This is a genomic window from Deltaproteobacteria bacterium (assembly GCA_023382265.1).
GTDB lineage: Bacteria > JAMCPX01 > JAMCPX01 > JAMCPX01 > JAMCPX01 > JAMCPX01.
On the sequence record JAMCPX010000015.1, the window covers coordinates 16,989 to 33,271 of the forward strand.

Sequence of the window (16,283 nt, forward strand, 5' to 3'; positions counted from 1 at the left end):
GCTGTATGGAGATTATAAAACCGAACCGCACATTGAAGCAAACGGGCAGGAAGAACAAAAAGCTTTATCAGTGTTATCCCTTTCAAAGGGTATATCTTGATTCAGAATTTCCATGATAACGTTTTGTAGTGATGGGATTAATATGTTTTTCATTATATTCTCTTTATTCCCTTTAGTAAACAGAACGTGCTCTTTATTCTCCTTTACCATATATAGACTTGCATTGAGCCGGTCATAATTTACCGATGCTGCTGATGATTTATACATGTAGAGATAAACCGGCAGTTGAAATGATTTTATGAGTCCCTTCATGGTTGCTCTATCGGTAATGGGTTTGTTGATTTCAAGTAATTTCGTGATTCCGGGTATGGGTACCTTACTTCCAGTTTTGTAGTCAACTATAAAAATTTCATCAGCACGTTTATCTATCCTATCGATAAAACCTTTGAGTTTAATATTCCTGCCGTTTATGGGAAAATCAGCGCACTTTTTCGTTTCAAGTTCTAATATGTATGGTTTTTTATTAAAATCTTTTTTTATAAAGTCGGAAAGTAGTTTTTTTATGATCGCCTTTAGTAGGAAATACTCTCCATTATCTTCTCCGTTGAATGCTTTATTAAAACTGCCGTCGATAAGCCCGGCAAGCTCTTCTTCGCTGGCATCATTATAAGTGTACACGCCATGTTTAAACTTTTCATAAAAATCTTTAAGCACTCCATGAATAAATGAGCCTATATTCTTTGCTTCGATATCCTCCCCGAGTTCCTCAGGTTCTTTTAATCCGAGGACATATTTATAATAAAACCTGACAGGACAGTTCATGTACGTGTCTATGGCACTTGGAGAAAGCCCTTGTGCCATGATACCGGCAACTACATCCATGATGACACGGTCCTTTTTTATCTTCGCTTTACTTTGATCCTTAATCTCTGTTTTGAATTGCTTTTTTACAAATCTTATTCTGCCAATCAATTCATCCTTGTTGTCATTTTTTAATACGACCAGCTTATTTTTCTGTTTTTCTTCCTCCCATATTATTTCCTCTATGAATCTGCTTTTCTCTGCATCCTCTGTCTTTCTATAAATGAGGTATACCTCTTTTGCGCCTTTGATAAGCCTTCTAAAATGATACCTGAAAACATGCTCACGTTCTGTATATGTCGGAAGTTTAAGAGCCTTCTTAACCTGAAACGGAAGAAGAGGCTCATACTTGGATACCGATGGTATAACGCCTTCATTGCAATCAAGCAGAACCACTCTGTCAAAATTCAAAATCCTTGTTTCAAGTAATCCCAGTATCTGTAAACCTGTTAACGGAATACCGTTAAACGGGATGGTTTGCATCTCGACGTAGCTGTTGAACATAGTGAAGATCCTTTGCTTTTCGAATTGTTCTTCTTTAAACCCCGAATGCCTTAATATCTCTATGATGTCCATTAAACCTTTTATAAAGGATGGTGAGAACTTATACTGTATCGCATGACTGTTTTTAAGAATGGACTGGATAACATTATCAAGGGAGTCGGCGAAATCACGAACAGCCAGCCGATCAGGCTCAAATGGTTTAAAAAACAATCCATGTATCTCTTTTATGCGCGATTTTATCGTATCCGTACTAATTGATCTCTCTTCCGTATGGTTTAGACCGTCTATGGCATAATTATAAAGTTTTTCGTTTTCTATATCTTCCAACTTAAGAAATACTTTACCATTGTCTATGATATATCTTTCCAATTGCTGCACAATTGCATTAATGATTTGATCATGCATGCCCTTTATATAGGGATGTTTGAGCACTCTTAAGTAATCTTTTGCATAATAATCCTTATCATCCCTTCGGGATCCCTGTGCATTAAAGATGCTGTCGATCAAGGTATAAAACGGTGTTCTTTTCAGAGGATAGCCCATTGTAACATTGTAGTTGTAAGGGAAATAATCCATTACGTTCGACAGAAGCGATAAAAGTGTACCTGCATCGGGTAAAACAATTGCCGTTTTGATTAGACTCGAATCGCTGTCTTTCAGTATGCTGTACACGGATTCCACCTCCTCATGCGTATCAGAGGCTTCATACAATACTATTCTCGGCGGCTCAGTGTTTAACGGGCTATTTATATTCAGCTCTGCGTCAAGACTCTGTTTAAGGGTTGTAACAGTATCATCTACCGATTCTATCTGAGTAAAAAATGATGCTCTCTCATTTTTGAGCAGGGTTTTTATGACCTCAGACTCTGCTTTTGTAAGTGCAATAAGCCCGGCAAAGTATATATGTTCAAATTCGTCAAGGGTCTTATCTTTTATATTTGCGGCTGCCCTGTAATAATTCAATCCCCTTGTTGTAAGTTGCATCCGATCAAGCCTGCGATGGAACTCGTTTCTTATACTTGAGAAACGGCTTAGCAGCTTCCCGATACCCTCCGGCATATTCGGCAGGTTTATGGATTTGACATTGTTATCTTCTACAAGCTCTGCATCAAACTCCTCTATTACCTTGAATATCTCAATACCCCAGAAAACAAAGCCCTCAAAGCTCTTGAAAGTATGACCTTCTATCATTCGGTCTATTCCTTTAGCGATATTGAACAGCTCATATACTGCATCCAATAATGCTATTTCCCTTACATTATTATTTGCAGCATAGTCCATAAATTCCGTTATGGTGAAAATGTGCGGCGGGAAAAATGATGATTTTAGCCTATCCGAAAGGTAGTTTACAAGGTAAATGTCCGGCCTTTTCCCGGGGAATATGACGGCATACCTTGAGAGGTCTGTATTTGTTCCAGCCCTTTCAATAAGCCTTTCCCCGATATGGGTAATCAGCGATTCTTTATATGAAAATGCCTCTATAACAGCCATAAGCCACAATAATTAGCATGGATCCTGGAAAATCGGATTTTCAGCTTTTCTGTTAAATCTTTGCCCTCAAGTACTGCTTTGGCCATGATGCGTCGGCTTTAAGCGACCTTGCTGCATGCAATGGCCAGTAAGGGTTTCTCAATACCTCTCTCCCAAGTACGAGAGCGTCTGCAATACCTGTTGCAATGATCTGCTCTGCTTGAAAAGGCTCGGTAATCATACCCACTGCCCCTGTAGGTATGCCGGCTTCTTTTCTTATCGCTGCAGCAAACGGTGTTTGATATCCCGGGCCTTCAGGTACGACTGCGTAAGGTACAAGCCCGCCGCTTGAGCAGTCGATCAAATCTATACCGTATTCCTTGAGTTTATGAGCAAATTTTATTGCTTGTGCAATGTCCCATCCTCCATCAACCCAATCTGTTGAAGAAACCCTTACAAAAACGGGAAGGTTATCTGGCCACAGTTTTCTTACCAACTGTGCCACCTGTAAAGGCATCCTCATACGGTTTTCTAAACTACCGCCGTAGGTGTCCGTTCTATGATTTGAAAGCGGGGATAAAAATTCATGCAGAAGATAACCATGTGCCATGTGTATCTCAACGACTTCGAACCCGGCTTCAATACTTCGTCTAACAGCGGATGAAAACATGGATAATACCTCATCAATATTAGGCTGTGTCATCTCCAATGGTATCTGGTAGGAGTAGGAAAAAGGAATTGGTGAGGGCCCTATCGGCTGCCATGCTTTTGCTCCATGCTCAATTGGTTTCCCGCCGTTCCACGGAGCATCTGTTGAAGCCTTGCGTCCTGCATGTGCAATCTGGATACCCGGTACAGCACCCTGTTCTTTGATGAAAGAAGTGATACGTTTAAGCGGCTGAACGTGTTTATCAGACCATATGCCAAGGTCATACGGCGAAATGCGGCCTTCCGGTGAAACAGCAGCAGCCTCGGTAATAACAAGGGCTGCTCCTCCTACCGCACGGCTGCCGAGGTGAACCAGATGCCAATCCGTAGCAAGCCCATCTTCGCATGAATACTGGCACATCGGTGAAACAAAAATACGGTTCTTAAATTCAAGTTCCCGTAATTTTAATCTGGAAAACAATTTTGTTTCCATTAAAACCTCCATATTAACAATATGGATTTATATAATTCAAATAAAGAAAAAAGTGAAGCAGGAATTGTTTGAGAGGTACTGACAGAAGGCTTATTTTAGCGGCGTACAGTTAGGTATGCAGCTTTATCATCGGTTCTCAAGCTTTTTCCCTACAGCAGCCCAGCTCTTCGGATCAATAAGGTAACTGTAATGTGTAAATGGCGTAGCCTCGATCTTTGTAGTACCATCCATAGCAGCTGACTCGGACGGCAGTATCATCAGATCGTTTTTGCTCCAGAATGTTACTCCGCGTACACCCTTTGGCCAGTGTTTTTTTTCTAATTCTTTTATGAGTTTGCTGTCCGGTCTGATTTCCCTTATTATTGCCGTGTTTGCATAGCGTGCAGAGTACGTCCCATGGTGCGGACTGCCAAGAGTTATTAGTGTTTTAACATGAGGCGAAAGCCTGTATTTGCTTATTGCTAAACGCGAAATTAAGCCGCCAAGACTGTGGGCAACGATCTCAACCTGATTTTCTCCTGTGACCTTTCTAACGTCATTGATAAAACGTGCAAGGGCTGCGGTCATACTTTTGATAGATTGTTCAGAATCAAAGTGAATCTTATAACTGCGTCTCCTGCCCAGCAGCCGGAGATACCATGACATGAGAAGGAAGTTTCCCCTGTTTCCTCCAAAACCATGAACAAATATAAGCGGCGGATATCCGTCGGACTTGATAGGATCAAGTTTTTCATGTCTTGAAACCAATAACGAATAGCTTAGCAGGGGAATCTGTAAAAGATGGCGTATAACATCAGGGTCTATCTTGTTGTAATTTTTGACAACCTTACTGCCTATGAAAACGCCTGTTTTTACAGTTGTACTGCCTATTTTATGCATGATTGATTGTGATCTTTTCATATATAAAAATATGTCTTATACCTTACACAAATCGAAAATGTATGTCAAACTAATACGGACTGTTACAACGCCCTCCTTCTGGTAATGGGAGGATGGTGTGGTTTAACATGGCTATCCATATAACACAGGAAAAGTCACAGATTGGAATTTCGTTAAAAACGCATTTGAAAATAAGAAAGTCAAAATCATTGCCTTGTAAAGATTGTTTAAACTCAGAACTTATAAGATATCTCAAACCCTGTATCGACTATATAACCTTTGCTCTCATATCCGGGATAACCTGGGTTCTGGATGCCTGCTGTTATCGGGTCAGCATCGACGGCTATGCTTTTGTACGTTTTTCTGTCGCCGAGTATAATGCCCTGCACATGGACAGTATAGGTGAGAAATCCGTCATCATACGGCTGGATATAGCTTGCACCTGTTGAAATGACATTTTGTACATTATCAACATAGTTGGTACTCCTCATTTGAGGAGGTACAGGTGTCGGCTCGTAATAATAACCTCCCATAATGCGCCACGAAGAATTAAGCCTATAATTAACCCCTATCCTCGGTATATATATGTCATCAAACGCCTGGCCTGGATAGGTAACACCTGTTTTTGGATCAGTGTATGATTCATCCTGCGGCTTTACCCCATGATTGTCTACGTAACCTGACCATCCTACCCATGTAAGCTCGCCGTCTAATTCCAGATCATCTATGGGCTTATACATAACAGCTATAGATGCGTGAGCTGGTGTATAAAACAGTATCTGTTTTATTGTTTGTGTGAATTGATTTGATATAAGCCCCGGGATATTGAACGATTGTGGCATATGAACATAAGCCGCTCCCACTATAGGGAAATCGTCTGCACTCATATATGAGGCACCAACCTTGAAACGATCGGATGGGTTAAATAGAATACCGAGGTTTGCTACATAGGTATACTTCTGCGTATTAGCTACATTCATATACCATATTGACTGATTAAGCGGATTGGGAAAGTACTCGTAAGAGTATGTCATTGACTTGATAAATAAGGATACGCCGCCGCCTATTGAGAGGTAAGGCAATATCTTGAGTGCAATCGTAGGCAGGATAATCTGTTGCTCTGTTGTATTTTCAAGAAACTCAAAATAAAGCTTATTTGTAAAAAACGCCTCACTTGCATCCGGGTAATGTGCAATCTGCTGCATGACATCCCCTAAAGGGGTATAAACACTAATACCCACGTACAAAAATTTTAGTCCGAAATTATGGGTAATTCCGGCAGAAAGCCCTTCTATATTCGTATCGTCTGTATTTTGAAGACCGGAGCCGAACGGCTTTGTATATAGGTGATCAAAGGCGATCAGGAATTGTGCACCCATTGATTCTTTTGTTTGTGTAATACCCGCGGGATTGTAGTATGTTGCAGTCCAATCATCGGCAGAAGCAGCACGCGCATTACCCATTGCAATACCTTTTGAATCGACACCGAATGTGTCATACACATTTGCGTAAACAGAACTGTTAACAGTGAGAATTAACAGCGCGATTAAAAACATTATTGTCTTATTCATTTTTTCTTCCTTTTTTATAGATTGAATTAACTATTTCATTAACTACAAATTATTGCATAAGACAACATATAATGTTAACAGGTATACATGAGAGAGTACAAAAACCCCGTACCAACGGTAGACATTATTATTGAAACGGATAATAAGTTGATTCTTATAGAAAGAAAAAATCCGCCTTACGGATGGGCAATACCGGGTGGTTTTGTAGATTATGGTGAATCACTTGAGACCGCTGCGCAAAGAGAGGCTCTTGAAGAAACATCACTCGAAGTAAGTCTTATCGAACAATTTTATACATACTCTGCTCCTTCAAGGGACCCGAGGTACCATACAATCACAACAGTATTTATAGCGAGACCATTTAAAGGTGAACCAAAAGCGGAGGATGATGCAAAGTCTTTAAAACTATTTACACAGCATGACTTACCCGATAATATTGCGTTTGATCACAGAATGGTATTGCAGGATTATTATGAATATAAAAAAACGGGTAAAAGACCAAAGCCGTAAATGATATGTCGGAGCTTAATTTACAGGAGCAAAAAGAACTTTTAATACTCGCAAGGAATACGCTGGAATCTTATTTAAAAGATAGAAAAATTCCGGAGTATGAAACAACAAACCCTGCACTTTTAAGGAAAGCCGGTGCGTTTGTAACATTGAATAAGCATCACACACTCAGAGGATGTATCGGTAATTTTGTTTCTACGGATCCAATCTGTAAAAATGTGCAGATAATGGCTATTGCTGCTGCGGTTGAAGACCCAAGATTTCGCAATGTCACATTTAAAGAGCTACAAGATATTGATATTGAAATCTCTGTCCTATCAGAACTTCAGTTAGTACAAAGCCCGGACGAGATCAAAATAGGAGAGCATGGTATTTATATTACGAAGGGTTTTTACAGAGGAGTTTTATTACCGCAGGTTGCAACGGAGTATGGATGGGATAGAGACACATTTTTAAGTGAAACGTGTATCAAAGCAGGACTTCCGCCAAACGAATGGAAGAAAGGCGGTATAAAGATTGAAAAATTCAGTGCCCAGGTTTTTAATGAAAAGGAATTGCTGGATTGCAGGGTTGAGACAGAGGTTTAAAATAGTGAGCCCATGCCTTTAATATTGTATAAGTTAAAACAAGCCTGATAAAAGGCTGACTGGCTCTTTGTTGAGAACGGATGATATAAACCCCTGAACAACAAGATTCTCCGCTTCATCGCGGGGTATACCGCGGCTTTTTATATAAAACATTGCATCTTCATCAACAGAACCTGAGCTTGCACTATGTGAGGCTTCTACCTCATCCTCATCTATCCAGAGGCTTGGAATGCCGTCAAAACGAGCCGTATTCCCGAGGGTGATGGCTTTTTCAGCCTGCTCTACCTTTGAGTTTTTTGCACCGGGCGCTACGTATGTTAATGCCCTGTAATTAAGTCTTGAATTATCCCTGATAGCTGCTCTAACATGCACCGAAGTTGACGTCCGGGGTGCTCTGTGGAATGTTTCATAAGATACATCTTTCTGAGCATCTCCGGAGCCTATTATAACGCTTAACATTCTGCTTTCGCCGTAGGGAGCATAAAGCATTGAACGGGTGCTTATAACAGTATTTACAGCCTCAAGATCAATATTGTACCAGTTGATCCTGGCATGCTCTCCAACCACCGCCCTTTTTATTGCAGTATAAAAAGAATCGTGCCTTGATTTATTTAATGTAACATAATTAAGTGTTGAGCCTTTGCCTAAATAAACCTCTACATTATCAAATATCAAGGCTGTATTATCCGTTTTTATAATTCTAAGTAATGTCATGTTTGTTTCCGGCTCAATCATAATAAGATCATGATGGACCATTAAACTATTATGTTGTGTAGATTTAACGAATTCCACAACAGGCTTGTCAGGGCTTGACTTTACATGCATTGAAAAACCATTCAAATAAGACCTATCTATTTGAAGAAAAATATCATCCATGGAATGGAACTTTCCCCTGTTATCAGTATCCAATTTCATAAGTTTAAACAGATGATTACTTTGTTTTTCTGCATCTATTTTATCTAATAAAACATAAGGATTCAGATGTGAGCCGTTCCGTGTAATATAGCCGTCAATATTACCTATAACAGATTCGTGATTTAGAGTTTTTGCAATATGATCTGCATAGTCTCGATATGCTTCTGCACTGCCATTGGATGCGGGATTCAAATCAGCAAGATTTATTAATTTTGTATCAAATCTTTTCCATTGAGGTAAAACGATATTTATCGACATGTTACGCGCCTTTCATTTCGAGCTGGATCAGCCTGTTAAGTTCGACTGCATAACCCATTGGAAGCTCTTTTGCGATTGGTTCAATAAATCCTCTTACAATGAGGGCCACAGCATCATCTCTCGGTATGCCCCTGCTCATAAGATAAAACAACTGTTCTTCATCTATCTTGCCCACAGTTGCCTCATGTCCAACCGATGAATTAGGGTTTAATTGTTCTATAATGGGGACCGTATCAACAGATGATTTGTTATCAAGAAGTAATGATTGACATTCTACGTGTGCCTTTGCACCGATTGCCTTTTTACCTATTCTCACAAGTCCTCTGTAAACAGATGTCCCGCCGTCTTTACATATACTCTTTGAAATAACGCTTGCACTCGTGTTTGGTGCTAAGAGTATTACCTTTGCGCCTGTATCCTTGTTTTGGCCATTGCCTGCAAATGCAACATTAAGATGCTCTGCCTTTGCACCCATACCGATGAGTATTGACGCAGGATAAAGCATTGTTACGCCGCTGCCCATTGAGCCTCCTATCCACTCCATTATACCATTCTCTTCAACAATTGACCTTTTTGTATTGAGATTATAAACATCCGTACTCCAATTCTGTATGGTTGTATATCTTGCCCTTGCGTTTGCTTTTACAAAGATCTCAACAACCGCTGAGTGCAGAGAACTTACACTGTATCTCGGTGCAGTGCATCCTTCTATATAATGAACCTCTGCACCGGATTCCACAACAATAAGCGTATGCTCAAACTGTCCCGATGATTTTGTATTCATCCTGAAATATGTCTGCAAAGGTATTTCTACGTTTACGTTTTTGGGCACATACACAAAGCTACCGCCGCTCCATACGGCACCATGAAGTGCTGCAAATTTGTTATCATTGGGAGGAACACATTGTGTCATAAAGTATTCTTTTACAAGGTCAGGATAATCCCTGACGGCAGAATCCATATCGGTAAAAATAACACCCTTATCTTCCCATGCCTTTTTCAGGTTTGTATAAACAGCTTCTGACTCATACTGGGCTACGAGTCCTGCAAGATATTTTTTTTCAGCCTCCGGGATACCTAGTGCATCATAAGTCTTTTTTATCTGCTCCGGAACGTCATCCCATTTTAATGCCTTATAATCCTCGGGTCTTATGTAAAATATGATTTCATCAAAATTAAGCTTTGATAAGTCGGGTCCCCACTTGGGCATAGGCTTTTCTTTAAAGATCCTGTATGATTCAAGCCGTTTTTCAAGCATCCATGCAGGCTCTCTTTTTTGTTTCGATATTTCCCTTATGATATCTTCATTTAAACCTTTTACAGTCTTAAATGCATAAGGAGATCCTGCAGGTTGTGTTGTGGTTTTGTCAACTTCCCGGACCTCTTCCATTTATAACTCCTTTAACCATTCATAACCCGTTTGATCGAGTTGTTGCGCAAGCTCATATCCGCCGGACTTCGCAATCTTACCATCCATCATTATATGCACAAACTGCGGCTTTATATAATCAAGTATGCGCTGATAATGTGTTATAAGTAAAAGGGTTAAGTTATTTTCTTTTATGAGCTTGTTTATACCCTCAGATACAAATTTTAATGCATCTATATCAAGTCCAGAATCTATCTCGTCAAGCACAGCGAATCTTGGCAAAAGTACAGCCATCTGAAGTATTTCATTGCGTTTTTTTTCACCACCGGAAAAACCTTCATTCAAATACCTGTCAAGAAATGATTGTGGAATATCCATTGCATTCAACCTTTTTAAAATCGTTTTATGAAAGGCAAGTATAGGGACATCCTTACCTTCTTTTGCAGTAACAGCTGTTCTTAAAAAATTTTCTACAGAAACCCCGGATACCTCTATCGGATACTGAAAGCCTAAAAAGATACCAAGCCGTGCTCTATCATCCACAGGCATGTCAACAATGGATTTGCCTTCAAATAGGATATCGCCTGATGTAATTTTGTATTTGGGATGACCCATAATGGTATAAGATAAAGTTGATTTACCAGAGCCGTTTGGGCCCATGATAACATGAGTTTCAGAAAGATTTATGCTAAGATTAAGTCCTTTAATAATCTCCTTACCTTCTACCTCTACTTTTAACCCATTTATCTCAATTAATGACATCTATCCTCCTTATCATTAGTATGATAGTCATTTAATAACTACTGTTCAATATCATATCAAAAGTGCTATGACAACTTTAAAAAAACATAATCTGTTTTACTTGTGTTATTTAAATTTCAAAAGCGGAGTTTAATATGGATAATTTTCGTAATTTATATCTCAATGATTTATATAAAAGGAGGTATAGGTTATGATACAATTTTAATTTAATAAAAATATTCTATGTCAATGTGTCGCATATAAATTCCCATCACCTGAAGCCTCATCATAAAACCCCTTTATGGGTATATCTTTGTGTATTCCACTGTAGTGGTAAAACTACTTTGTGTTGTATAGACTCCGCCAGAGGTTTGAGTAATGGGATAACCACCAAATGCATAGAGATAGCTATTGTAAGCAGCACCGGTATGTGGTAGTTGGCATTGTGTTGCCGCAGTACTCGTAGTTTGCGCATTGAATATTGAAATAACACTTAACCCTATTATCAATGAAACAAAAAATAATGTAACATTTTTAAATATCTTCATAACATCCTCCTTTGTAAATTTTTATAGCTTTAAAAGTATAAATGGTTAAAAGAAATGGATTATTAAAGATGATATTATATAAAGCCTGTAAAAAAAGTAGGTTTATACGAGAGAGAAAAAAAAGTTACTCTTTTGCGAAGACGTTTTTAATGAATAATGCATTTTATCTCCGCCTTGATTTTTTCGTTACATAGCATAAAAAAAAGTTAAGCGTCTTTATAAAAGCGTTTTAAAGAAAACAAAACATAAAGTTATTCTTGACCTGTTTGCGAAAATATAAAACAATACATATTATTAAACTAAAATTTGTAAAAAAGGAATGGTTCTGAAATGGATATGATGGAAAATAACAGTAAAAAAAATGGACTAAGGGGCTTTATTAAAGCTCATAAAATTATATCATCTATAATTGGAATATTATTTGTATTCGCTGTAATATTTGCAAGCTTTGTAAGATATAGTGAAAGCCCAAACTTCTGCAAGAATTGTCATATAATGATACCTTATTATAATGCATGGCATGCATCTACGCATAACTTTGTTCCCTGTGTAGAATGCCATTATCCTCCAACTAAAAACTTAAAAACTGCCGTATGGCATAAAATCCAGAATTTCTCCATGGTTGTCAGGTACTTCACGAAAACATATAATCCAAGACCATTTGCAGATATACCTGATGCAAGTTGTATGCGTATAGGCTGTCATTCAACAAGGCTATTACAAGGCTATGTCGTAACCCCCAAAGGTGTTATCTTTAATCATACACAGCATCTTGAAAAAATACTGAAAACCGTAAAACTAAGGTGCACAAGTTGTCATTCTCAGATTGTCGTTGGCAGACACATTGAAGTTACTTATGAAACATGTTTTCTGTGCCATTTTTCACAAGACAATAGGACAAACAATAATAAAAACGTAAATAATTGTCTTGGCTGCCACGAGATCCCAAGAAAAACCATATTGGTGAATGGGATAGAATATAACCATAGGACTTTTATAGAAAATAACCCGAATATAAAATGTATTTACTGTCATCTTGATGCAATTCAGGGCACTGGAGCGGTTCCCAAAGAACGGTGCTACGCATGCCACAATGTCACTTCAAGGTTTAAGTATTATACCGATACAACATTTATACACAAATGGCATGTTACAAAACACAAGATTACATGTACCTTATGCCATCTTGAGATAAAACATGGTTTAATAACTTCTCCAAAACCACTTGAATACGCAAGTAACTGCACGATCTGTCATAGTAAAAACATGCATAACGCACAGGAAGATATGTACATGGGTAAGGGTGCTATCGGTATAAAAGGCGACGCAAGCCCTATGTTTAGAGCGAATGTAAAATGCATTGCATGCCATAAGGTAGCAACTCAGAACAAGCTTCAAGCAAGGCTTATCGGTCAAACGTACATAGGTGGTGTTGTTGGATGTAAAGCATGCCATGGAAAAGGTTATGGAGAGATTTATCAGGGATGGAAAGATGGGTTAAAATCCATGATTTCCGATGCTGACGCAAAATATGCAATTGCAAAAAAACTTATTGATACAACGCCCAAGACAGCTCCAAACTATAATAAGGCATTGGTATTATATAAAACTGCATCGTATAACCTTTACTTTGTAAAGGTTTCAAAAGGTATCCATAACATCGACTATGCATCAAGTATACTTGATAAAACAAGCTCCAGTTTTAATGAGGTTATAAATCTTTTAAAGAAATAGGGAAGACCGTGATTGAACGAACATATGGGTTTGATTAATCAAGCCCATACAGCTCTATTGGATTTACTGGTTAAACCCGGAAGCGGGTCTTATCCATGACTTTAATTATGCTTATTCCCTTTGCTTAACAACTCAAAAACTGCTACTGGATATTAAAATAGGAATAAGGAAATCTATATGACACCTTCTGATAAAGAAGCATTGCTATATTCGATCGATCAGAAAGAATATATCAGTATAAGACGGATAATGAACTCAAGAGGTATAGAAGTTAGCGAAGAGTTTCCCGAACAGTTGATAAAGGTAGCAGATGCGATTACAGCGTACATCTCACCTGAGGATTTTATGGATGCTCTTCTCTCTGCTCCTGATGAGGAAGAAGCGATTGAATTTATACATTCACTGATCAAAGACGACCGGTTAAAAACAATAAAAAATTTGCCGTGCTTGATTCAGTTATCGGGTACGAGTCATGTTCTTTCAAGATATTTAATTCAAAATGTCGATGCATCAGAAAAACCTGTAATTACGGAAGATGAATACCTCATCTTATTGAGTAGTATCCCTTTTGATGCCGATTATCCGTCAAGAATAAGACAGTTTAAAAACAAGATGATATCCGTAATAGCAATGTATGATCTCTGTGGTTTTATAGATTTTAAAACTACGGTTTTAGCTATTTCCAATCTTGCAAGTTCGATACTTAAACAAACAATAAATTATTTTTCTTCAAAAATGGGAATAGACCTGTCAAAAGGTTTCTCAATAATTGGTATGGGTAAACTTGGCAGCAAAGAGCTGAACTATTCATCGGACATAGATATCATATATATGGTTTCAGATGATCTGTATGAACGTATGGGGTCCGGCATATTGACAAAATTCGCAGAACAGCTTACGGGTTTGTTATCAGAGCAGACAGAGGATGGGATTCTTTACAGAGTAGATCTTGGATTGAGGCCTGACGGTAAAAAGGGCACACTCATACAACCATTATCTTATATGGTTTCATATTATGAATCATGGGGCGAGACATGGGAAAGGCTTGCAATGATTAAGGCATCGCATGTTGCAGGGGATCAAATGCTTACAAACTTATTCCTTGAGGACATACAGCATTTTATTTTTAGACGAAACCTCGACTTTTCTACTATTGAGGCATTAAAGGATATAAAAAATAAGATACAGTCGTTTCTTTTAAGGGGTATGGAACAATCGTGGAATGTAAAACTCGGCAGTGGTGGAATAAGAGAGCTTGAATTTGCGGTCCAGGTTATTCAGCTAATTAGAGGAGGGAGAGATGCAGCTTTGAGGGTTAAACCACTGATCGATGCGATATCTGCATTATTGCAGTTAGATATTATACAACCGGATGTGTCATCTAAACTTACAAATGCATACATATTACTAAGGACACTCGAGCATAGAATACAGGAGTATCAGATGCTCCAAACCCAGAGTATGCCGGAAGACAATAAGAGCAAGAGAAGGGTATTGAGAGGTATACTCGGACCCGGGGAAAGGATTGCATCAAACGCAGACAGAATTGCGGAAGAAAGCCTTCAACATGCTAAAGAATCTGTTTGCAATTTTTTCCAGCAATTATTTTATGAGCAGGAAAAGGTAATAGAGGCAAAAAGGCCTGATGAGGTAACAAGGCTTTTCATTCACAACGTTTCCGACGCAGAAATAAAACCGGCACTTTTACAGCTGGGTTTTAGAGATGTGGAGAAGGCAATGGAGTATACGAAGATATTGAGTGCAGGCATACCAACGGCAAGATACGGCGAAAAGACAAAACGGCTGCTCAATTGGCTCGCGCCCGTTTTTTTGAAAGAGACGTCGATGACTGTTGACCCGGATGCGGCACTTGAGCATCTCATAGAATTCATAAGGAGAATCGGGGCAAGAGGCATCTTCTTTTCTTTATTAAAAGAAAATCCTAAAACACTTTTTACACTTATTCAATTTTTTAGTATGTCTGATTACCTTTCACATCTTTTGATTAAATATCCTGAGAATCTTGATGCACTCGTGCTCTCAAGATATGCGATAACCGAACGCAGCTATGGCGAGATGTATGAAGAGCTGCATAATCTCTATAAACAACTTAAAAGCTATGAAGATAAACTTAATCTGCTAAGGGATTTTAAGAACATGGAGATACTGAGGATCGGTATAAATGATATAAATGGGAATCTTAATATAATGGAGGTTTCGGAACAGTTATCAAGTCTTGCAGATGTGATACTTAATATGGCATTACTTGCCGTTTTGGAAGAACTCAAGCCAGTTTATGGAACCATCCCTGATATGGAAACCGATGGCATGGCAGTGATTGGTATGGGTAAACTTGGAGGTAAAGAGCTTAATTATAATTCCGATCTCGATCTTGTGTTTATATACGGCTCGGATAAGCCAACCACGAAACAACTGTCGGCTCAGGAGTATTTTTCAAAGGTGGTGCAGAGATTTATAACAGCCATAAGTCTGCCGACGCAAAACGGGTATGCTTATAATATCGATACAAGGCTAAGACCGTCAGGCAATCTCGGACCGCTTGTCGCACACATTGATGCCTTCATACAGTATCACCTTGAAAGCTCAATGACATGGGAGAAACAGGCATTGCTAAGGGCCCGGGGCATTATAGGACCTCCCGTGCTTTTGAATAGATTGTTTGATGGAGTCAGGCAGGCATTTAGCTCTATAAAAAGGGATGAAAGTTTAAAAATGGATATACACGATATGCGTATGAAGCTGGAAAAGAGCGTTAATTCCAATACAGGATACTATAATTTCAAAAAGGGTTCGGGCGGATTAATGGATATAGAATTTATAGTGCAATATCTTGAACTATTATACGGCAGTGATTCACCTGTTATTATGGAAAGAAATACTTTTCTTGCACTTGAGCTGTTAATGGAAAATGGCTATATAAGTAAAAAGGATATGGATATATTAAAAGACGGATATATGTTTTTGAGAAAGCTTGAGAATAGAATGCGTATAGATAGAGATTTTTCCGTAGAAAGTATTTCAATGAATGAAAAGGATGCCTATCCTGTAGCTTTAAGAATGGGTTTTACAGGGCAGTATGCGGGAAGGATATTCCTCGAAATGGTTAAAGAAAAAACCCAGGATATAAGAAAAGTGTATAGTGCATATTTTAGAAACGTGTAGAGGAGAAAGGTC

12 protein-coding genes are annotated in these 16,283 nt (G+C 38.6%); 4 read left to right on the forward strand and 8 right to left on the reverse strand.

From position 1 onward, the window contains the following. Nucleotides 1–12: 12 nt before the first annotated feature. From M1381_02745 to M1381_02760, 4 genes are all read right to left on the reverse strand, one after another. The gene (locus M1381_02745) at nucleotides 13–2,856 is read right to left on the reverse strand and encodes a PD-(D/E)XK nuclease family protein (protein MCL4478007.1); all 2,844 of its coding nucleotides are present in this window, start codon (nucleotides 2,854–2,856) and stop codon (nucleotides 13–15) included. A gap of 52 nt (nucleotides 2,857–2,908) precedes the next feature. Continuing rightward, entirely contained in the window at nucleotides 2,909–3,976 is a 1,068-nt protein-coding gene (locus tag M1381_02750) for an NADH:flavin oxidoreductase/NADH oxidase (protein MCL4478008.1), read from the reverse strand. Nucleotides 3,977–4,102: 126 nt separating this feature from the next. After that, nucleotides 4,103–4,876: an alpha/beta fold hydrolase gene (locus tag M1381_02755; GenBank protein ID MCL4478009.1), complete on the reverse strand. Its 774-nt coding sequence runs from the start codon at nucleotides 4,874–4,876 to the stop codon at nucleotides 4,103–4,105. 212 nt (nucleotides 4,877–5,088) lie between these two features. Further along, nucleotides 5,089–6,426 carry an outer membrane protein transport protein gene (locus M1381_02760; GenBank protein MCL4478010.1) on the reverse strand — a complete coding sequence of 446 codons (1,338 nt, stop codon included), beginning with the start codon at nucleotides 6,424–6,426 and terminating at the stop codon, nucleotides 5,089–5,091. Between the two features lie 87 nt (nucleotides 6,427–6,513). Here M1381_02760 and M1381_02765 point away from each other — a divergent pair, with 87 nt between their 5' ends. Beyond that, entirely contained in the window at nucleotides 6,514–6,936 is a 423-nt protein-coding gene (locus M1381_02765; protein ID MCL4478011.1) for an NUDIX hydrolase, read from the forward strand. 5 nt (nucleotides 6,937–6,941) lie between these two features. Beyond that, on the forward strand, nucleotides 6,942–7,523 hold the full coding sequence (gene amrA / locus M1381_02770; protein MCL4478012.1) for an AmmeMemoRadiSam system protein A: 582 nt from the start codon (nucleotides 6,942–6,944) through the stop codon (nucleotides 7,521–7,523). 33 nt (nucleotides 7,524–7,556) lie between these two features. Here the strand turns inward: amrA and M1381_02775 are convergent, their stop codons facing one another. From M1381_02775 to M1381_02790, 4 genes are all read right to left on the reverse strand, one after another. Continuing rightward, complete coding sequence (locus M1381_02775) at nucleotides 7,557–8,696, reverse strand: SufD family Fe-S cluster assembly protein (protein MCL4478013.1); 1,140 nt, start codon at nucleotides 8,694–8,696, stop codon at nucleotides 7,557–7,559. Nucleotide 8,697: 1 nt separating this feature from the next. After that, entirely contained in the window at nucleotides 8,698–10,086 is a 1,389-nt protein-coding gene (gene sufB / locus M1381_02780; protein ID MCL4478014.1) for a Fe-S cluster assembly protein SufB, read from the reverse strand. Further along, nucleotides 10,087–10,827: a Fe-S cluster assembly ATPase SufC gene (sufC, locus tag M1381_02785; GenBank protein ID MCL4478015.1), complete on the reverse strand. Its 741-nt coding sequence runs from the start codon at nucleotides 10,825–10,827 to the stop codon at nucleotides 10,087–10,089. It abuts the gene before it with no gap. A 278-nt stretch (nucleotides 10,828–11,105) separates the two neighbouring features. Continuing rightward, the gene (locus M1381_02790; protein MCL4478016.1) at nucleotides 11,106–11,354 is read right to left on the reverse strand and encodes a hypothetical protein; all 249 of its coding nucleotides are present in this window, start codon (nucleotides 11,352–11,354) and stop codon (nucleotides 11,106–11,108) included. Between the two features lie 339 nt (nucleotides 11,355–11,693). Between M1381_02790 and M1381_02795 the strand changes: the two genes are divergently transcribed. Continuing rightward, nucleotides 11,694–13,088: a hypothetical protein gene (locus M1381_02795; protein ID MCL4478017.1), complete on the forward strand. Its 1,395-nt coding sequence runs from the start codon at nucleotides 11,694–11,696 to the stop codon at nucleotides 13,086–13,088. Between the two features lie 177 nt (nucleotides 13,089–13,265). Next, on the forward strand, nucleotides 13,266–16,271 hold the full coding sequence (glnE, locus tag M1381_02800) for a bifunctional [glutamate--ammonia ligase]-adenylyl-L-tyrosine phosphorylase/[glutamate--ammonia-ligase] adenylyltransferase (GenBank protein ID MCL4478018.1): 3,006 nt from the start codon (nucleotides 13,266–13,268) through the stop codon (nucleotides 16,269–16,271). Nucleotides 16,272–16,283 lie beyond the last annotated feature (12 nt).